This is a genomic window from Ferruginibacter sp. SUN106 (assembly GCF_050611765.1).
Taxonomy (GTDB): domain Bacteria; phylum Bacteroidota; class Bacteroidia; order Chitinophagales; family Chitinophagaceae; genus Ferruginibacter.
Genome location: NZ_JBODJC010000001.1, coordinates 932820 through 953630 on the forward strand (window position 1 = coordinate 932820; position 20811 = coordinate 953630).

The 20811-nt window shown below is 39.3% G+C and carries 14 protein-coding genes and 1 tRNA gene; 9 read left to right on the forward strand and 6 right to left on the reverse strand.

Annotated elements, in window-relative coordinates:
- Nucleotides 1-191: 191 nt before the first annotated feature.
- From ACQ334_RS03865 to ACQ334_RS03875, 3 genes are all read left to right on the forward strand, one after another.
- Nucleotides 192-1301, forward strand: coding sequence for a sensor histidine kinase (locus ACQ334_RS03865; RefSeq protein ID WP_430986853.1), 1110 nt, complete (start codon nt 192-194; stop codon nt 1299-1301).
- Nucleotides 1276-1986: a LytR/AlgR family response regulator transcription factor gene (locus tag ACQ334_RS03870; RefSeq protein ID WP_430986854.1), complete on the forward strand. Its 711-nt coding sequence runs from the start codon at nt 1276-1278 to the stop codon at nt 1984-1986. The genes ACQ334_RS03865 and ACQ334_RS03870 overlap by 26 nt, the downstream gene beginning before the upstream one ends.
- 115 nt (nt 1987-2101) lie before the next feature.
- Complete coding sequence (locus tag ACQ334_RS03875; protein ID WP_430986855.1) at nt 2102-3052, forward strand: alpha/beta hydrolase; 951 nt, start codon at nt 2102-2104, stop codon at nt 3050-3052.
- Nucleotides 3053-3436: 384 nt separating this feature from the next.
- Here the strand turns inward: ACQ334_RS03875 and ACQ334_RS03880 are convergent, their stop codons facing one another.
- From ACQ334_RS03880 to ACQ334_RS03895, 4 genes are all read right to left on the reverse strand, one after another.
- Entirely contained in the window at nt 3437-7414 is a 3978-nt protein-coding gene (locus ACQ334_RS03880; protein ID WP_430986856.1) for a LamG-like jellyroll fold domain-containing protein, read from the reverse strand.
- 161 nt (nt 7415-7575) lie between these two features.
- Nucleotides 7576-8691: a helix-turn-helix domain-containing protein gene (locus ACQ334_RS03885; protein WP_430986857.1), complete on the reverse strand. Its 1116-nt coding sequence runs from the start codon at nt 8689-8691 to the stop codon at nt 7576-7578.
- A 333-nt stretch (nt 8692-9024) separates the two neighbouring features.
- A tRNA-Gln gene (locus ACQ334_RS03890) sits at nt 9025-9095 on the reverse strand.
- A gap of 80 nt (nt 9096-9175) precedes the next feature.
- The gene (locus tag ACQ334_RS03895; protein WP_430986858.1) at nt 9176-10591 is read right to left on the reverse strand and encodes a DUF92 domain-containing protein; all 1416 of its coding nucleotides are present in this window, start codon (nt 10589-10591) and stop codon (nt 9176-9178) included.
- Between the two features lie 19 nt (nt 10592-10610).
- Here ACQ334_RS03895 and ACQ334_RS03900 point away from each other — a divergent pair, with 19 nt between their 5' ends.
- The gene (locus ACQ334_RS03900) at nt 10611-11351 is read left to right on the forward strand and encodes a hypothetical protein (protein ID WP_430986859.1); all 741 of its coding nucleotides are present in this window, start codon (nt 10611-10613) and stop codon (nt 11349-11351) included.
- Nucleotides 11348-12235, forward strand: coding sequence for a homogentisate phytyltransferase (locus ACQ334_RS03905; protein WP_430986860.1), 888 nt, complete (start codon nt 11348-11350; stop codon nt 12233-12235). The genes ACQ334_RS03900 and ACQ334_RS03905 overlap by 4 nt, the downstream gene beginning before the upstream one ends.
- 8 nt (nt 12236-12243) lie before the next feature.
- On the opposite strand, the gene ACQ334_RS03910 is transcribed toward ACQ334_RS03905, so the two are convergent.
- The gene (locus ACQ334_RS03910; RefSeq protein ID WP_430986861.1) at nt 12244-13290 is read right to left on the reverse strand and encodes a hypothetical protein; all 1047 of its coding nucleotides are present in this window, start codon (nt 13288-13290) and stop codon (nt 12244-12246) included.
- A 67-nt stretch (nt 13291-13357) separates the two neighbouring features.
- Nucleotides 13358-15979 (reverse strand): cyanophycin synthetase, encoded by a 2622-nt coding sequence (gene cphA / locus ACQ334_RS03915; RefSeq protein WP_430986862.1) that lies wholly within the window; start codon nt 15977-15979, stop codon nt 13358-13360.
- A gap of 178 nt (nt 15980-16157) precedes the next feature.
- Here cphA and ACQ334_RS03920 point away from each other — a divergent pair, with 178 nt between their 5' ends.
- From ACQ334_RS03920 to ACQ334_RS03935, 4 genes are all read left to right on the forward strand, one after another.
- Nucleotides 16158-17447, forward strand: a complete 1290-nt coding sequence (locus ACQ334_RS03920) for an aminotransferase class V-fold PLP-dependent enzyme (protein WP_430986863.1) — start codon at nt 16158-16160, stop codon at nt 17445-17447.
- 90 nt (nt 17448-17537) lie between these two features.
- Entirely contained in the window at nt 17538-18422 is an 885-nt protein-coding gene (locus ACQ334_RS03925; RefSeq protein WP_430986864.1) for a cyanophycinase, read from the forward strand.
- Between the two features lie 95 nt (nt 18423-18517).
- Nucleotides 18518-19015, forward strand: a complete 498-nt coding sequence (locus ACQ334_RS03930) for a hypothetical protein (RefSeq protein WP_430986865.1) — start codon at nt 18518-18520, stop codon at nt 19013-19015.
- Between the two features lie 374 nt (nt 19016-19389).
- Nucleotides 19390-20811, forward strand: coding sequence for a glycoside hydrolase family 125 protein (locus ACQ334_RS03935; RefSeq protein ID WP_430986866.1), 1422 nt, complete (start codon nt 19390-19392; stop codon nt 20809-20811).

Consider the following 20811-nt stretch of genomic DNA (forward strand, 5'->3'; position numbering starts at 1 on the left):
GTAGAAAATTCTGAAAATGATTAAGTAGATGAATGTGGTAATTGGGAAAACAGACAACGCAATTGTTGCATTTTTGACTGGGTATGAGCTACAGGCTGCTGTTTGTCTTCAAAACAATGTCGTTTGTCTACAAAAGGTTAAGTGTATAGGCAGCGGATGTATTTAGTTGTATTTTTGGAAAAGCTCCGGAAATGATACGTCAACCTTTATTTGCAAATCATAAGTGGGTAAAAAAAATAGCACCTCACTTTTTATTCTGGCTTATTGTACTTGTTTATTTTGCCTGGGGTTTTGGCACCGGAATAAATTTCTCCGCTTCTTTTTATAATATCCTTATTTATTTGCCGGGCTTTATGATTGCGGTTTACCCAATGATATATTTTCTTACACCACGTTTTCTTTTCAAAAAAAAGTACGGGTATTTTTTCGCCGGCTTATTTATCGTTTTATTATTATGCCTGGGCTATTCAGAAATAGTGCATGTGGTAGTTAAAAGCAAGGTTTTTAACGGGCTTACCATGAGAGAGGGCAGGGGCGTATTGCCATTTATTCATATTGGAGGTATTGCTATTTCTATCAACCTTTTAAAATACTGGTATCAACAAAAACAACAAACCATTGAGGCAGAGCAAAAGAAAACCGCAGCCGAACTGGAATTATTAAAATCGCAGGTGCATCCGCATTTTTTATTCAACACACTTAATAATTTGTATTCGCATGTTTTAGATCAATCACCAAAGGCACCGGAAATTGTGTTGAAATTATCTAATCTCCTGCGCTTTATGATCTATGAAAGCAGTGTGCCATTGATCCCACTCACTAAAGAAATTAAATTGCTGCAGGAATATATTTCATTAGAGCAATTGCGCTATGGCGACAGGCTGGATGTGTCGGTTACTGTAACCGGATCGCTGGAAGATAAATACATAACACCTTTACTGATGTTGCCATTGGTAGAGAATGCTTTTAAACATGGCACCAGTAACCAAACGGATCAATGCTGGATAAGTTTTGACTTGCATGTAACAGAACAAAGCATGCATTTTAAACTGGTGAATAGTAAAGATGGTGGGCAAACAACACCAGGTAACAACAGCAAAGGAATTGGTTTATTAAATGTAAAGCGCAGGTTAGATCTTTTATACAATGGCCATTATACATTTGCTACCGAGGAAGATAAGGAAGTGTTTATCGTAAACCTCGAAATACAATGGGATACGACTGCTAAAGAAAAAACTGCAGCAACAATTATTAACCAATCAATCAACCAGCAATATGAAATGGAAATGTTTACTGGTTGATGATGAGCCACCGGCATTAAATATTCTTGAAAAATATATTGCTCTTATTGAACAGTTAGAGGTAGTAGATAAATGCAGCAATGCCTTCCAGGCCATGGAAGTACTACAAAAGAAAAAGGTAGACCTTATTTTTTTAGATATACAAATGCCTAAATTATCCGGCACCGGTTTTTTAAATACCTTGAAAAATCCACCGAAAGTGATTTTTACCACAGCCTTTAAAGAATACGCCAGCGAAGCATTTGATTTGGATGCGGTGGATTATTTAGTAAAGCCGGTTTCGCTGGAACGATTTATAAAAGCCGTTAACAAAGTAACACAAGCAAATAATTTTATAGAAGAAAAACCAATTGCCACTGCTGAAACCACAGGATTTTTATATTTCCGTGCCGACCGTAAAATGGTAAAAGTATTTTTAGATGATATTGTTTATGTAGAAAGCCTGAAGGATTATATCAAAATCTACAGAAAAAACGAAAAGCCTTTAATGGTAAAACAATCTATAGGCACATTGGAAGCAATGTTGCCGGAGCATTTGTTTTTACGGGTGCATCGTTCATTTGTAGTGGCGATCAATAAAATAACTGCATTTACAAATCATGATGTGGAAGTGGGGGAGATGGTAATACCGATTGGAAGACAATATGCAGCAAGATTGCAGCAGTTTCCGGGATTCAAAAAATAGCATTTTATTAAAATAAAAAGTTGGCATAAATGTATGCCAGCTTTTTTGTTGTTGTTCCAGTACAATTTTAGCATCTTTTTATTGCAGATTTAAGGAAATTAGCTAATATTATTCTATGACAGGTAAACGCCGTAAACTTTACAAAAGAATATTTTTTATTGTAACAGTATTCTTTTTGTTGATCAATCTTATTCTTATAGGCCAGGCTTATCACCTCACACATTTTTATGAGCACGGTACTGTTAAATCTATCGAAGAGCAAACAGGTAGCTTCAGGAACCAGGCACAAGTAGTGTTGTTTGGATTGAAGCAGGAAAAGCTAATCGGAACCAAACCGGATTCTGCCTTCAGTAATATTAAATTGAAAACAAAGGACAGCTTAGTTTTGGATGCGTGGCTCATTCGTGTAGCTCATTCAAAAGGAACGATCGCTTTATTTCACGGGCATGGCAGTGAAAAATCTGCAAACCTTTCTCAGAGTAATACCTTCAATGAAATGGGGTATTCAACTATATTGGTTGATTTTAGGGCGCATGGGCAAAGCGAAGGGAATACATGCACCATTGGTTATCGGGAAGCAGAGGATATAAAGCTGGTTTACGATTTCCTGGAAAAAAATGGCGAGAAAAATATTATTTTGTATGGCATTTCAATGGGAGCTGCAACGGTTACAAAAGCTATTAACGATTATGATCTGGCGCCTAAAAAAATAATTTTAGAAATGCCTTTTGCATCTTTAAACGAAACTGCAGAAGGTAAAATGAGGATGGCCGGCTTACCTGCAGAACCACTGGCATCTTTGCTAACCTTTTGGGGAGGCGCAATCAATGGCTTTTGGGCATTTAATATGAGGCCCAAAGAATTCGTAAAGAAAATCAAATGCCCGGTATTATTGCAATGGGGAAGACAGGATAAAGGCGTGTCCGGAGCGGAAATCAACGAAATATTTAAAAACATATCGTCTACAAAAAAGTTAGTGGTGTATGAAAAAAGCGGCCATGAAAATCTTTGTGAAAACGAGCCGGAAAAATGGGAAGGTAATATAGATGCATTTTTGGAGCAGTAGTAAGATTGTATTTGAAAATCTCAACTTCCAGGCCAATATCTTCAACGAAAATTAGATTCACGTTTTTGCAGGCATGCTAAAAAATAAAAAAAGGCTTTGAATTTTCAAAAGCCTTTTTATTTTACCTGTTGACTTTCACGTACAATTTTCGAATTATTTTATAATAGATTTAAACAAGCTTGCGGCTATAACAGCATGAGTTGTAACAGTAGTCAAGCACAGCACTGGAAAATTCCTGATCTATCTTTTTACAACTGCTTTTTTATTATCTGCAGCTACTTTACTTGCCGGTGTATAGTCCTAAAATAATAAAACCCGCTATAAAAGCGGGCCTTATTCCTGAAACCTTAGCTTATCATTCTAAAGTAGTTGTAGGTATGACTGTTATTCTTTGATGAATTTTATATTTACACCATTTTGTAAACGTAATATGTATACACCAGTTGGTATACCCGATACCGCTACTTTTTGTCGCAGCTCAGTAATGTTAATTACGCTAATGGTTTTGCCGTTTACATCAACTAACACTGCTGGTGTATGCAGCAATTTGGTGTCTTGTATACTTAATGTAAATACATCTGTTGCCGGGTTTGGGTAAATTGTAGCAACGGTATTTTGTTTGTTGCTCACCATAGCGATGCCGGAATATTTGTATTTACCATCCGTATCAATAGATTTAAGGCGATAATAACGCAAATAATTCGTCCATGCACTGGCATCAGTAAATTGATAATTATTAACACCACTTAAATTTTTAGCAGTTACTGTGCCTGTTTTATAAAAATTGATACCATCAATGCTGCTTTCCACTTCAAAGCGATCCGCATTTTGTTCGTTGCTGGTTTGCCATTGTAATAATACCCCTGTGTTGATTTTAGTTGCACTGAAATCAATAAGCGTTACAGCCAAAGTGCCAAAGTTTGTTTTGATAAAAAAGCCACTAAAACCTGTTACAGGAAAAGTTACTTCCCAGCGATTGAATGTTGCATTCCATACAATATTTGCATCCGGCGGATTAATAGTTATAATGCTTCCTGTATAAGTATTCGGTAACCCGGAGCCATCACTACTTACTCCGCTACGCTTTTCTATCAAAAGATTAGCAATACCGGTAGCATCGCCAGGGCCGCCTGGTAATTTAGTTGTATTTACTGCATTAAAGGCATCAAACTCACCCTGTGTAAAAAAGAGGGTAACGTTGGCTGTTGCAGTAGCTGCGCCTGAAGCAGGTGTAATTTCGTAGTGGCGTTTTACATAATTGGGCGCCTGTGAAGTTTCTATCCATACTTTGGCAGTAGTGCTGCCGCTAACCGGGCTTGCACCATTAGGTGTAACACCTGCAATTAACGAAACACAATTATTACTGAAATAAGTGGCTGCTGAAACATTTAATGTTTGTGTGGTAGCAACCGTTGCCATAGCAGGCAAAGGATTTACCGTTATAGTAAACGTTTGAGCAACACTCGTACAACCGTTGGCGGTTGCGGTAACAGTAATGGTAGCCACTATTGGGGATGCGGTACTGTTTGTTGCAGTAAAGGAAGGAATTGTATTTCCTGTTCCGCTGGCCGCAAGCCCTATACTGGTATTATTATTGGTCCAGTTAAAAACGGTTGCAGGAGCATAACCTGCTTCTATATACAATCTTTTTGTTGGTCCAACACAGGGATCAGTAAAAGTGGCATTGTTAGCGGGAATGCTAACAGAGTTTTGTCCTGTAATTAATCCGGCAACGATTGTTGCACTGTTTACCTGGTGGCAGGTGCCAATTGTAAAATTGCCGCATGTGCCGTTAGGCAGGCCATAGCTTGCAAACACAACAGAGGTGAATGTGTTGCCTGCAGGAGCTGTTAATATAACATTCGAATTTTCGGTAGCATTACCGCAAACCGTACCCGAAACCGGCGTAAATGTAATTAACGCTGTTGCAGTATTGGCACACAAGGTTTGATTGCTTACAGCGAATGCAGGCAACGCTTTTATGGTAATGGCTACCGGCGTTCTGCTGCTTTCGCAGCCATTGGCATTTACCGATGTTACATAATAAGTACCCGCTGTAACTATTGTGCTGCCGGCTAATGCCGAGCCGCCTGTAGCAACATTGTACCAACTTACCGTAGCACCCGGCGCAGGCACTAAACCTGCTACTGTTGTACCCGGACAAACATCCTGTGCAGCCGCAACAGGTGCAGATGGAACACTAATACCGCTTGTAACAGGCGATGCAGGTGTGGCCAGCCAGTTGGATGCAGTGCCTGATAAAGCAAAGTTGGTTAATGTACCATTGTTGGCACTTACTGTAGCATCTGTAAGGGTAGTGGTTGCAGCATTGGCACCGCCATCTATACCCTGGTTAAATTTATAATAACGTATCAACCCGGTTTCGGTGCCGGCAAGTTCACAATTTTTTCTTCTTATAATATCGCCTGCAGTTTGATCGCTATTCCAGATACGTACTTCATCGATACTTCCTTTAAATATTTCACCGGTGTTATTACCGCCAATAAGCACATTATTGGTAGAAGTGGCAAAGCTTGAACCTGTAACACCTGTTGTAGTAGCTTTTAACACGCCGTCCACATATATCTTAATGTCGGCACCATTCCATACACCTGCCAGGTGCTGCCATGTATTTATCACTACAGTTCCTGCGGCAACTACTGATTTAAATCCAGTGCCATCATCTACCCAAAAGCTATAACCGGTACCATCTCTGCGCAGCAAAAACTGTAATCCTGCACCGGGGCTGTTGTAATTGCCCACTATCATACCATAACCTGTATTGGTTTCTGGCCTTACCCATGCTTCTACAGTTATTTTATTGAGGGGATCTATTGCAGTATTTATTGTTGTGCCCAGGTTCACCACATCATCCGAGCCATCAAAATTTAAATAGCTGGCTGGCGGCACGGTAAATACCCAAGCTGCACCGGTATTGGTGGCATCAAAATCGCCACCTGTAACAGCTGTACTGCCATCGGCAGAAAGCGCTACAGACATGCCCTGGTGTGAGGTGCCTGTTCCGCCGGTACCTACCAGTTTACTGCCCTGTTGTGCCCATGTACTGCCGCTGCGGCTCCATACCCATGCAGCACCTGTACCGCTATTATCTAAATATCCGCCCACTACAGCGGTGTTACCATCTGCAGAAAGTGATACAGATGCCCCCTGCACAGCTATACCTGAGCTACCCGTACCCGTTAGCTTACTGCCCTGCTGTGTCCATGTACTGCCACTGCGGGTAAACACCCATGCGGAACCAATACTGCCATTATCAGCTATACCACCTATCATAGCGGTATTACCATCGGCAGCAATGGAAACAGCATAACCTTGCTGAGCTGTACCTACCGACCCCGTGCCGGTTAATTTACTGCCCTGCTGGCTCCATGTATTGCCACTGCGGGTAAATACCCACGCAGCACCTGCAGTGCCGAAGTCGCCGGGAGCACCTTCTATAGCGGTATTACCATCGGCAGAAAGTGCAACAGCAAAGCCCTGGTTAGAGGTGGTACCGTTTGCTCCCGTACCCGTTAGTTTACTGCCTTGCTGGCTCCACGTGCTGCCGCTGCGGGTAAATACCCATATAGCACCTGCGGTACCGTTATCGCGGCTTGCGCCTGTTACTAATGTATTTCCATCTGCAGAAACGGCAACAGCACAGCCCTGGTAAGAGCCACCACCGCCGGTTCCTACTAATTTAGTTCCCTGTTGTGTCCATGTACTGCCACTGCGTGTAAACACCCACGTTGCACCGTCGAAACCATTATCATTATAGCCACCTACCACAGCGGTGTTACCATTTGCCGAGAGTGCAACAGCACCCATATTAACTGAAGTACCTGAGGTACCTGTACCTACCAGTTTTGTACCCTGCTGGCTCCATGTGGTGCCACTGCGGGTGTACACCCATACCGCACCAATACCGCTGTTATCGTTAAGTCCACCTACTAATGCCGTATTACCATCTGCAGAGATAGCCACCGAACCGCCTTGTTTGGCAGCACCTGTTGCACCGGTGCCCACCAGTTTGCTGCCCTGTTGTATGCTTGGTACCGAGCCTGTAACCGGGGTGAAGTTGCTGCTGCTGTTGCCAGTACCCGCTGCTGTAGTGATACTGACGGTGCCGGTAGCAGTGCCCGGCATTACCAGGCCCACCAATACAGTGCCTGTGTTAGATAAAACTATTGCAGGTTTACCACCTATGCTAAATGCGGTGGGGGTACTCATGTTGGTACCCGTAACTGTTACCAGGCTGCCCACAGGGCCGGATGCCGGTGTAAAAGAAGTGATGGTTGGTTGCGCAACTGCACTTGCTGTAAATAATAAGCAGATCACAAGGAGTGCATAAAGGTTCTTCATGTTGTTGGTTTTAAGATATTGAATATTGTTAGGAATAAATATTTACACATAGGTAGTGTAAATACTACAGGCAATTTAAACGCAATAACTACTACTGTAATATAGCCCTATCAGACAATCTGTTGCCCGATAAGACATTTGGATACCCAATAAGACAAAGCTTAATTTTCTGAACCTAAATACTCGGAGGGGAGCATATCAAAATGCTTTTTAAAGGCTTGAGAAAATTTCCCCGCATTTTCGTAACCCAGTTTGTTGGCCAGTTCTTTTATGCGCAGGTCGTCGGTTTTCATCAGTTCGCTGGCCAGCAACATTTGCTTTTTTTGGTAGAATTGGAAGATGGGCATACCAAAGATGGCCTTGAAATCATTTTTTAATTTAGAAGGAGAGATGTTGAACTTGCGGGCTATTTCGTCAATACCTTCAAATTTTTGTAATAAATTATCTGATAAGTACTTTTCTACTTTTATAATCCGCATACGATCGTTGTTGGCAATCTCCATGTGCAGATCAGCCACCTGCTCTGCTTTATACTTTTCAAAAAATGCCGTAAAAAATTCTATGGTAAGCATTTTAAGTTGTAATATATCTGCTACCTCATGCCCCGTTTTTTCTGCAAATAAATTTTTTATGGCAGTGTAGGTTGCCGGTAGTTGCGGCGTGTTATCGGGCCACATGATATAATTACGATCCGACTCGAAAAAATCATTAAGCTTATTTTTTTTGAAAAGGTCGCTATTGTAAAGGTTCTTCTTTAGCCAGTCCTCATTAAAATAAAAAGTAACATAGGTTGCCGTGGTGTGTTTAAAATGGCTGTCTGCCACGCTGGTCCCGGGTTTAAAAAGGCTCCACGACCTGTTGGAAAATTCAACGTCGTTTACTTTTGTGCCAAATTTTTCAAATGCATTTTCAATGATATTGTAACTTAAAAAATAATAATCAGCGGGGATAAATCTATCGTAGATCAATGAAAAACTAACGTTGGCCTTATATTCCATCTTGGCATTGTATAACCATAAGCCTTCTTCCAGTTCTTTATAATCCAACCTCCCTTTTACAAAAACATTGTCAATCTGCAGCAGTTGTTTTTCGGGATTAAATTGTGTAAAGGGCATTTTGCCAAAACTTTCTATCATGGCCTTTGGCGAGTTGGCCAGGTAGCTTAATTGAAAAAATCCATTTTTATAAGTAAAGAAATATTGCTTGGCATGCTGAAACCAATTGTCTAATCTTTTTAAAAGCATGGTATAATTGTTAGCGGTTGAAAGTAAGCTCAAAAAAGCCTATAGGTTAAAGGGGTTTATTTTTTCAAATATAACTATTTATGTTACAATTGGTATTGATTTTTAATCTGTGGTTCGATTCCAAAGAAGCACGCTTCTGTAAATTTTGGATAGGTTATTTTAGATTTACGATGGCATTCAAATAGAATCAATGCTTTGCAAATTTTGAGGCGGTTCAATAAGAATTTTTTGAACAAAAACAAAAGCGGCGATGATAAATTAATTGATGAAAAAAGGTAATTAAGCTAAATTCTAAAAGCCTATACAGTAAAGGGCTTCAGGCGAAAAAAAAGAAAGGAAAGCTGCATTAGCTTTCCTTTAATCAAGTTGGGTTACTAGGATTCGAACCTAGAAAGACAGAATCAAAATCTGTTGTGTTACCATTACACCATAACCCAATCGTTCCGCAATTGCTTTTCAGAATTGGGAGTGCAAAAATAAGGTTTCAACCCTTTTCAGCCAAAAGCTTTTTGACTTATTACTTAAAAATGAAGAAAAAAAGCAATGTGATAACAAGATTGCTGATGATATTCACCGCATCATTAGTGCACCAGGTGAATCCTTTTAGTTTTTTAGCGCCCGTAATTGGGTCATCTGAAACGATGCCATCAGAAGTTCTATACTTCAGTTGTAACCAGCTGCCTAAAATACTGTCTGTCAGCATACCTGTAAATCCTGCAACAGCAATCCATATGGATGTTGTAAAAGAAAAATGGTAGCAATACAGGGCTACAGCAGCAATCAATACCGCTCCTGCAAGGCCGGCCAATGTGCCTGCCAAAGAAACACCACCTGAAACACCAACCGGCAATTTTTTAAAAGATAAAATATCATAAGTGGGGCGTTTAAAATAAACACCCAGTTCTGAACTGCTGCTATCGGCCATGCTGATACAAAACGAGATGATAGCGGTAATTAAATAAATATTTTGTTGTGTGATGCCAAACAAGATCATGAATACAACTCCGATAATACCATTGGCAAAAACCTGTATCGCATTCCGGCCTTCTTTTTCTTTTTGTGGTTTATTAAGTTTGGATAAAAGGCTGCCGCTGATTAAAAAAATACCTGGTGCAACAAAGGCTTTGTATCCGCCTGTAACATACAACAGTAATGCCACCCAGCATGCGGCAACTGCACCACTTACAGTAAGCCATTTTTTATACACCGCAAATATGGATAGCGCAGTAAATAAGGCAACAGATAAAAATAATGTCAGCAACTGCCGGTCATCAAAATATAGTATGAGCAAGGCCCAGGTTGCAGTAAAAACGGGTACCGTAAAATTATCGCTGCCACGGTAACTGAATAATTCTGTAATTGCTGGTAAAAGTGATAATGCAGCACCAAGTAAAATACTGTGAAATGAAAAACTATTAAAATAAAATATAGAAATGATAAAGGCAGAAATATAAAATGCAACAAAGCCAATTACTGATTTATTTTCAAAAAGAAAAGTGATTTTTTGTTTGCCAAAGTATTCGCCGCAAATACCTGCTAAAGCATCGCTGAAACCTAATATTAAAACTGCATATACAATAATAAAACCGGGAAATGCCGGAATGAATAATAGTACAGCAAATGATAAAGGGAAAAATGCAATACCATAAGTTCTGTACTCATTCACCTGCATCCATCCTTTGCGGATGATAGCCAGTAGTATAAAAAAGAAGAGTAAAAAAACACAGGCTAAGAATATCCTGTTCTCAAAACTATGAATGGCCCATGCACAAGTTCCGATGGCGCTGCAATGCAATAATTTTCTGGCCAGTAGTTTATTTAACCATTTATTTTTTACAGCCAGTTCAATAATAAGCAACGCAACTGCAATTACGGCTATTGCTGTTAAACCGGTAAACAAGTCGTGCTGCGATAAATGCATTATATTGTACATTAATGCTGTAATTTAAGCAATGATAAAAGAACTGGAAGATTATAATTGGTTTCCGAAAACGCTGCGGCGCTGGCAATTGGAATTTGTGGGTAGCGTAAGTGTGTGGACCAAATTATATCAGCCTTTATCTCCTGTACTTGATGAAATGATTGTGCAAAATAATATTACTGCTTTACAGGATCTTTGCAGCGGCAGTGGTATTCCTGCTATATATATGCACCAGCATTTAAAAGAAAAAATCCCCATGCTGCTGACAGATCAATACCCTGATACAGATTTTAAAAATAAACCTGCTGTTGAATATTCTTTACAGCCTGTTGATGTGTTGAAAATGCAGCCAGTTGAAAATACCGTTTACACGATGTGTAATGCGTTTCATCATTTTTCTGCGGTGCAGCAAAAAGAATTGCTGCAAAAGATGGCAGCAAATAAAGCCCCGGTTGTAGTTGCTGAAATACTGGAGCCTGGGTTATTGAACATTATAAAAATAATTTTTACTACTATCATTATTCAATTGTTTACAGCGCCATTTGTACAACCGTTCTCTTTATTAAGGTTGTTGTTTACTTATATCATTCCGGTAAACCTGTTTACGGTAACTTATGATGGTATTATTTCTGTGCTGAAATCGAAGACAGCAGCAGAGTATAAAGAAATAGTAAAAAATATTTCAACCCAATCGTACCACATCACCGTACATACCGTAAACAATTGGAAAGGAAATCTTGTTTACATTAAAGGAGCACCAATAAATACATGAAAGCAGCAAAGATACTCTGGCAGTTCAGCAGGCCACATACCATTATTGGTTCTGTATGCAGCATTACTGCTTTGTACATTATTGCCAATAATGGAAGCAATTTATTGCAGCATGGCTGGCTGTATGCTACTACTTTAATTGCAGCATTGGCCTGCAATGTGTTTATTGTGGGTATTAACCAGCTTGCGGATGTGGAGATGGATAAGATCAATAAGCCTTATTTGCCATTAGCAGCCGGTACGCTATCGAGAAAAAATGCTTTGATCATAGTTTATACAGCATTAGTGATGGCTTTGGTTTTCGCTTTGCTGGCATCTTTATTTTATTTCGCACTCATCATCATCATACTTTTAATTGGTATTGCGTATTCATTACCGCCGCTGTATTTAAAGCAACATCATTTGCCTGCGGCACTGGCTATTACTTTGGTAAGAGGGTTGCTGGTAAATGTGGGTATCTTCCTGCATTTTCAAAAAACGATCAATGGTAATTATGAGTTGCCGGGCCATATCTGGTGCCTGGCTTTTTTTATCATGGCATTTAGTATTGCCATTGCATGGTTTAAAGACCTGCCCGATACGGAAGGCGATAAAAAATTTCATGTACGCACATTAGCAGTTTTGTACTCTAAAAAAAATGCTTTGCTTGGCGGAACATTATTAGTAGGAGCGGCCTATATTTTCGTTTTGGCCTGGAGTTTTCTTTATGCTATAAAAAATCCGTGGTATCTTATTGTCACCCACGGATCGTTATTTATATTTTTCTTACTCAATTATTTTTCGGTGAAACTGGAGGATAAAAATTCGGTAAAGAAATTTTACCTGCGCTTTTGGGTATTCTTTTTTGCTGAGTATATTTTGTTTGCGGTGTGGGTGATGTTGTGAGTATGATTTTAGTCCCATTTTCTGAATTTATCTACTACTTTTTCTTTTACAGTTGGATTAGCTTCGAAGTAAGCTGTCATTTCTTCAAAAACAATTTGCTTAACTTCATTGCGGAGTTTTGGCATTCCTAATTTTCTTTTGGTACTTCCATAAAATACAAGATCTTCACCTTTTACTGCAGCAATTAAATTCAGGTCTTCAAGAACAAGTTTTTTTGAAATAGTTATTTCTAAATTATCTTTTTGAGCAGCATGTTTTATAGCTTGTATTAACCCTGCAATAATCCCATCGGGTAAAGAGCCCCCTAAATAAGTTTCAGTATTTCCTGCATAAGATTTTATTACAGCTTTCTCGATATACAGATAGGCATAACAAATGCCAATCTGGTAGAAAAATTTATCTGTTTGTTTTTCTATATTAAGCCTTAACAATGGCTTTTCATATAATTGTTTTGAAAGGATGAAATCAAGCTGTTTTAAAACACCAGTAGGGTAACAAAAAACATTTCTTTGTAACTCTTCTGTCATTCTGTCGATACTGATTATTTTAAGAGCAGGGTTGAGAAAAGCAAATTGCCTTAAAAAAATATTTATCTGCTCGTAAGAAAAGCTGATTTCCTTGAAAGTTTCAGTGTCGAGTGTATAATCTATGATAATATTACTTTTATCAGGAACTGATGCAGGTATAGTGATTTTATTATTGCCATTTTTACCTTGTAAAATCAATGAAGTGGACAGGTCTGTAGAAATTGAAATGTTTGAATTGAGGGTAACAAAAACTGCCAGCCCCAGGCTGCCTTTGGAGTTTAGGTGTTCAATTCTGAAAAATAATTTTGTCGTATCAACATTAATTACCTTTAATTTAAACCTGCTTAATGGATAGAAGTCAATTTCGAAAACAGGGCCTTTGTTACAATCTTTTAATAACTCTTCAAAAAACGTTTCCAGCATATAATTAAAGCCAGCAATGTTTAATCCGCCGATGAACATTGCTGGCCGTTTTCGAATATGTTCGCTTAAACTAATTTCTTCAATTCCCTGCTCTTTAATAGACATGTGCAATTAGTACGAATATTTAATGTTTAGATAGTAAAACAGAAAATTATTTATTTTATATAATCAATCACTCCATATCCTCCTTCTCCTTCAAATTCTTTATCAGGTCCAAAGCTTCCGCTACCACATCACACATGATCGTAATTAAACTGCCCGGTTTGGCATTGTCGTAGGCAAACATGATCGCTTCCTTTTCATTGTAGATAATATTTACCGGGATGTCTTTTGTTTTGGTTTCATTGATACCTTCTACCAAAAGATTTACAATTTCTTCTGCCGTACGGCCACGTAAATGTTTATCCTGGCGGATAATGATCTCATCAAAAGATCGTCCGGAAATTCTTCCTAATTCCCTGATATCATCATCACGCCTGTCGCCGGTGCCGCTGATGATACCTACTTTAGGTTCGCCATCCATTTTGCTGATAAAATCACACAATAATTCCAGGCCGGCAGGGTTATGTGCAAAGTCAACTAAAAATTTAAAATGTTTAAACTGGAACATATTCAGTCTGCCCGGTGTTTGTGCAGGAGAAGGCACAAATGTTTGCAGCGCCAGTTTAATATCGTCGATAGAAATATTACGCCAGAAATAAGTAGATAACACTGCAGGTAAACAGTTCATAATATTGTGTACCGCTTTACCACCGTAAGTCACGGGCACTTCAGTAACTTTCACCACCCGTATCTTCCAGGTGCCTTTCATAATGGTGATATAACCATTTTCAAACACCGCCGCATAGCCGCCTTTTTTACAATGGTCAATAATACGTTTGTTGTTTTCATCCATACTGAATAAAGCAACATTACATTGCAGGCCATCTTTCATAGCATATACTAAATCATCTTCTGCATTTAAAATGGCATAGCCATGTTTAAAAACAGTTTCCGGAACAACCGCTTTTACTTTCGCCATTTGTTCCATCGAATCAATTCCACCTAAACCAATATGATCGGCACTGATATTAGTTACCACCGCCACATCACAATTCTGAAATGCCAATCCGCTTTTTAAAATACCACCTCTTGCACATTCCAAAACGGCAAAATCAACTGTAGGGTCTTTCAATACAAATTGCGATGAGATCGGGCCGGTACAATCTCCCTTCATCATCATCTGGTTTTGAATGTACACACCATCGCTGGTAGTGTACCCTACTTTATAACCAGCTGTTTTTGCTATATGCGCTGTTAGTCTTGTGGTGGTCGTCTTACCATTGGTGCCTGTGATAGCGATGATAGGAATATTACCTGCGCTGCCTTTCGGGAAAAGCATATCTACCACAGGTTCTGCCACATTACGGGCCAAACCAACCGAAGGCTCAATATGCATCCGGAAGCCAGGGGCAGCATTTACTTCTAAAATAGCACCACCGTTTTCTGTTACGGGTGTACGAAGATCGGTAGCCATAATATCGATACCGCAAATGTCTAAGCCAATTATTTTTGCAATGCGTTCGCACATAAAAATATTGGCTGGATGCACTTCGTCTGTAACATCAGTTGATGTACCGCCGGTACTTAAGTTGGCCGTTGGTTTTAATAATACCAGTTCATCTTTTGCAGGGATAGTGTCTAAAGTATAATTCTTTTCGTCCAGCATTTTTTGTGTAAACTGGTCAATGGTAATTTGTGTCAGCACTTTTTCATGACCATATCCACGTCTCGGGTCTTTGTTGGTTTCATCAATTAAATACTGAATGGTGTTTGTTCCATCACCCACCACGCTTGCAGGCGTACGTAAAGCGGCGCAAATAAATTTATAGTTGATCACCAGTATCCTGAAATCAAAACCGGTAATATATTTTTCAATGATCACACTGCGGCCATATACTTTTGCTGCTTCAAAGGCACGCAATGCCATTTCCCAATCGGTGATGTTGGTGGTATTGCCTTTACCATGATTGCCATCAATAGGTTTTATCACACAAGGGTAACCAATTCTTTCAATCGCATCTTTCAATCCTTCTTCTGTTCTTACCACATCACCTTTTGGTACGGGAATTTCGGCAGCGCCTAATAAATTTTTTGTTTCTTCTTTATCGCAGGCAATATCAACTGCAATGTTTCCTGTGGTGCTTGCAATGGTTGCCCGTATTCTTTTTTGATGCACACCGTATCCCAATTGTACCAAACTATGTTTGTTTAAACGGATATAAGGAATGCCTCTTTTCGCCGCTTCATCTACAATACAACCGGTGCTGGGGCCAAGCCTGGTATCTTCACGTATCTCTCTTAATTTCTGAATGTCATCATCAAGGTCGTAGGTTTCATCAAAAATTAAAGCATGTGCAATGCGTACCGCAGCTCTTGCAGCGTATACACCGGCATCTTCTTCCATATAACTGAAGCACACATAATATTCACCTTCTTTGCCGGTACCCCGGGTGCGGCCAAAGCCGGTATCCATGCCTGCTAAAGTTTGTATCTCTAACGCAATATGCTCAATTACATGGCCCATCCAGGTGCCTTCTTCCACACGTTCAAAAAAACCACCACGGGTGCCCACGCTGCAACGGTGCTCAATTAATGAAGGTAAGAGTGCTTCTAATCTTTCCCTGAAACCGGGAATAGCATTGGTAGGCATCTGTTCCTTTTCTTCCAGGTCTAATTTCATCTGGATCAGTTTGGTGCGGCGTACGCTCCAGTAATTCGGGCCTTTCAATACTTTAATTTCAAGAATCTTCATAAATAGTTTTTTGGTTACACTGAGTTTCACAAAGCAGCACTGAGTTACACGGAGTTTACTCTGTGTTGCTATATCTCTCTGAGTATCTCTGTGAAATTCCCTCAGAAATGGAAATTACCGAAATCATCTTGCTTTACAAAAAACAAAATCAGTAAATTGTAATCCTAAAATTAAAAGCATGGCTAACCGTCGTTCTTTCCTCAATAAAATATCGCTGTTATCAGCATCTGCGTTAACTGCCGGGATGTTTCAACCTGCGTGGAGCCGGAATTTAAAAAGCGCTTTAAAGAATGCAGAAAATGTGGCACCCGGTGACTTAGCTACCGATGATGAATTCTGGTATTATGTGCAGCAATCGTATACTATCTCTTCAGGATTTATCAATTTAAATAATGGCGGTGTATCGCCTGCACCAAAAGTAGTGGCCGATGCTATGAAAAGATATTACGATATCAGCAATGAAGCGCCCAGTTATTTTATGTGGCGGGTAATTGACCAGGGCAGAGAACCATTAAGAAAAAATTTAGCCCAATTGGCAGGATGCGATAAAGAAGAAATTGCCATGCTGCGTAATGCATCAGAAGCATTGGAAGCGGTGATATTTGGTATTGAATTAAAAGCAGGCGATGAAGTGGTATTAGCCAAACAGGATTATCCCAACATGATCGGCGCATGGAAACAAAGAGAAAAAAGAGAAGGCATTAAATTAGTCTGGATAAATTTAGAACTGCCCAGCGAAGACGAAAAATATTTAGTGAAACAATATACCGATGCATTTACAGATAAAACTAAAGTGGTACAGGTAACGCACATGATCAACTGGATCGGACAAAAAATGCCGGTTAAAAAAATTGCCGATGCGGCAAAGAAAAAGAATATTGAAGTATTAGTGGATGGTGCACACACATTTGCACAATTTGAATTTTTAATTCCTGATTTGAATTGCGATTATTTTGGCACCAGCCTGCACAAGTGGCTGGGCGCACCTATTGGCACCGGCCTGTTATACATACGTAAAGAAAAAATAAAAAACATCTGGCCCATGTTTGGTGCTGGAGAAAAAGAAGAAGATAATATCCGCAAGTTTGAACACTTAGGCACAAGGCCTTTCTTTATTGAGGAAGCGGTTGATAAAGCCATTGATTTTTTTGATATGATCGGCGCTAAACGTAAAGAAGAAAGACTATTGTATCTGAAGAATTACTGGATGGAAAAAGTGCAGCACATTCCTAAAGTACAAATACATACTTCGCTAAAAAAAGAATTTGGTTGTGCTATTGGTTCGGTAAGTGTGGAAGGTAAAAAGCCTGCTGAATTAGATAGTTATCTCTGGACGAATTATAAAATTCATACAGTAGGAATTGAATGGGAAAATATACATGGTGTAAGAGTTACACCTAATGTGTATACTACAACAAAAAATTTAGACCGTTTGGTAGAAGGGATTGAAAGTTTTGCCAAAAGTTAATTCCCTGTAATCAACAGCAGTTAATAACAAAACAACAAGCTTAAAACACGATTTCCCTTATTTTTGCGTTATCATAACAAAAAGGATTAAATGCAATTTGCCAAAGGAAAATTGATTGCGATAGGTGGAGCCGAAGATAAAGGGACAGAAACTGACAAAGACGATTATAACCGCAACAACCTCAACTTTTTTGAACTCGGTATTCTCCGCAGGATTGTGGAGGAAGCAGGTGGCCCCCTCAGCCGTATAGAAGTGATCACTACTGCCAGCACTATTCCCTACGAAGTGGGCGACAATTACCTCAATGCTTTTGGAAAGATCGGTTGCACCAATATTGGTTTAATGCATATCCGCAACCGTGCCGATACCAATAATCCCGATTATTTACAACGTATCAAAGAATGTGATGCTGTTATGTTCAGCGGTGGCAACCAGTTGCGCCTGAGTGTAACTGATGGCGGCACTGAATTTTTATCCATCATTAAAAAACGCTATGCCGAAGAAAATTTTGTAATAGCGGGCACTTCTGCCGGCGCCATGGCTATGAGCAATACCATGATCTATGAAGGCAATGCTGCAAAAGCGCATTTAAAAGGTGAAGTGAAGATGACGACAGGCTTAGGTTTTTTAGATTCTGTGATCATTGACTCCCACTTTGAAAAACGTGGCCGTTTTGGACGATTGGCACAGGCTGTTGCCTGTAACCCCAGTTGTATTGGTATTGGTTTAGGAGAAGATACCGGGATGCTGATCACTGAAGGCAATAAAATGGAAGCTATAGGAAGTGGTTGTGTGATCATTATTGATGGACACGATGTGAGCTACAGCAATATTGCCGATATACCAGATGGTAACCCCTTCAGTTTAGAAAATTTAAAAGTACATATCTGCGAAAAAGGTAATGGCTATTGGGTGAATGAAAGGAAATTTATTCCTGAGGTGGAGTACCTGGAAGCTCCAGCTTCCAGCCATTAACTGAAGTGAAGCTTTAGTTTTTATCGAAATTGTTAATGTTAATTGCATCACGAAAATAAGAAGACTGGAAGCTGGAGCTTCCAGCTACAGGTACAATGCAAAAGTCTTTCTACAGACAAAAGCTTCCACATAAACAGGCAGAAAATGCCACTTATTTTGTTACGTATCGATTATATGATTCTATTGCTATGCCGGTAATTAAACAATTACAGGAAGAGCATCAACAATCTATTCAACAACTTTTAAAAGACAAAAACCATAACACTGTAAGTGAGTATGATCTCCAAAAGAAATACTTCGCTCAATTCGATAATTTTTTAGATCGCAATCCAAATGGCCCATATTGGTTGCAGCAAACAGCCATTGCGCAGATCGTTTATGATTCACTTATACACCTTGCTGCTACCAGCATTGATTTAAATTGTTTTACTATAATGAGCAACCATGTGCATGCCTTGTTTTCGTTAAAAGATACCCAACAGGATTTGTTTAAAATAATGCAATCACATAAAAGCTTTACGGCTAAAAAAGTAATCTTATTTTACAAAGAGAAGGCCCCTTTTGGGAGCCAGAATCTTATGACCATATTGTAAGGGATGGCGAATACGAAAATATTGTAAATTACATTTTACAAAATGCCGTTAAAGCCGGGTTGGTTAAAAAGTGGGAGGATTGGCGGTGGAATTATTTAGCAACGTAGTTTGGAAGCTCCGGCTTCCAAATAAAAGGCTGGAAGCTGGAGCTTCCAGGTACAACAACATGAATAGAAAAAAATTATACAACAAACGTCACTTGCGGTAACAGGTATACTGCTCAGTAATTATTCTTTTGCAAAGCGTAGTGTTGTTTTTTCATTAGTAAGAATAGCACAAAGCCAGCGAAAATTTAAAAGTCTGTTCTTAACGTAGTTTGGAAGCTCCAGCTTCCAAATAAAAAACTGGAAGCTGGAGCTTCCAGGTACAACAAAATGAATAGAAAAAAATTTATACAACAAACTTCGCTTGCTGCAACAGGTATACTGCTCAATAATTATTCTTTTGCAAAGCGCAATCCCGATTTTCCTTTAGTAAGAATAGCGGAAAGCCAGCGAAAATTTAAAAGCCCCGCAGTAGAAAAATTAATTGCCGACGTAAAAAAGAATATTGGCAATAAAGAGTTGGGGTGGTTATTTGAGAATTGTTTTCCGAATACATTAGACACTACTGTTGATTTTGAAATGATCAATGGCAAGCCTGATACATTTGTAATTACAGGTGATATTGATGCCATGTGGTTAAGAGATTCTACTGCACAGGTATGGCCTTACCTGCCATTGATGAAGGAAGATAAAAATTTACAGGAACTGATCAAAGGTGTGATCAACCGCCAGGTAAAATGTATTTTAAAAGACCCTTATGCCAATGCATTTTATAAAGATGAGAATAAGATCAGCGAATGGAAAGACGATAAAACAATAATGAAACCGGGTGTGCATGAACGCAAATGGGAGATAGACAGTTTGTGTTACCCGATACGTTTAGCTCACGGATATGTGAAAGCGACCGGTGATAGTTCCATCCTTGATAATGACTGGAAACAGGCTATGCAACTGGTAATAAAAACTTTTAAAGAGCAACAACGCCTGGGAAATGACGGGCCTTACAAATTTGAACGCACTACAAGCTGGGCAACAGATGGTGTGCCATTGGGTGGTTATGGTTATCCCACAAAAAAGATCGGTTTAATACATAGCATGTTCAGACCAAGTGATGATGCAACGTTGTATCCATTTCTTGTACCTTCCAATTTTTTTGCACTTAAAGCTACAGAACATTTAAGCGATCTTTTTTCTACAGCCGGAGTTTCGAAAGAATTAAATGATTCGGTTTATCAACTGGGTAAAACAATATCGGCTGCACTCGACAAAAACGCAATTGTAAGAACTGAACGATTCGGTAACGTGATTGCTTACGAGATCAATGGTTTTGGTAGTTACAACATAATGGATGATGCCAACGTGCCCTCAATAATATCGTTGCCTTATTTAATTGGCGATCATATTGGTAAAAAAGAAGAATATATCAATACAAGAAAATTATTATTAAGTGATAACAACCCTTTTTTCTTTAAAGGTAAGGCAGGAGAAGGGATTGGTGGTCCTCACGTGGGTATGGATTATATCTGGCCAATGAGCATTACCATGAGGGGTTTAACCAGCAATGACGATAAAGAAATAAAATACTGTTTGGATATGCTGCAGAAAAGTCATGCCGGCACTGGTTTTATGCACGAGGCATTTCATAAAGATGATGTTACTAAATTTACTAGAAAATGGTTTGCCTGGGCCAATACTTTATTCGGGGAATTTATCTGGAAAGTGTACCGGGAAAGAAAACATTTATTACATTAA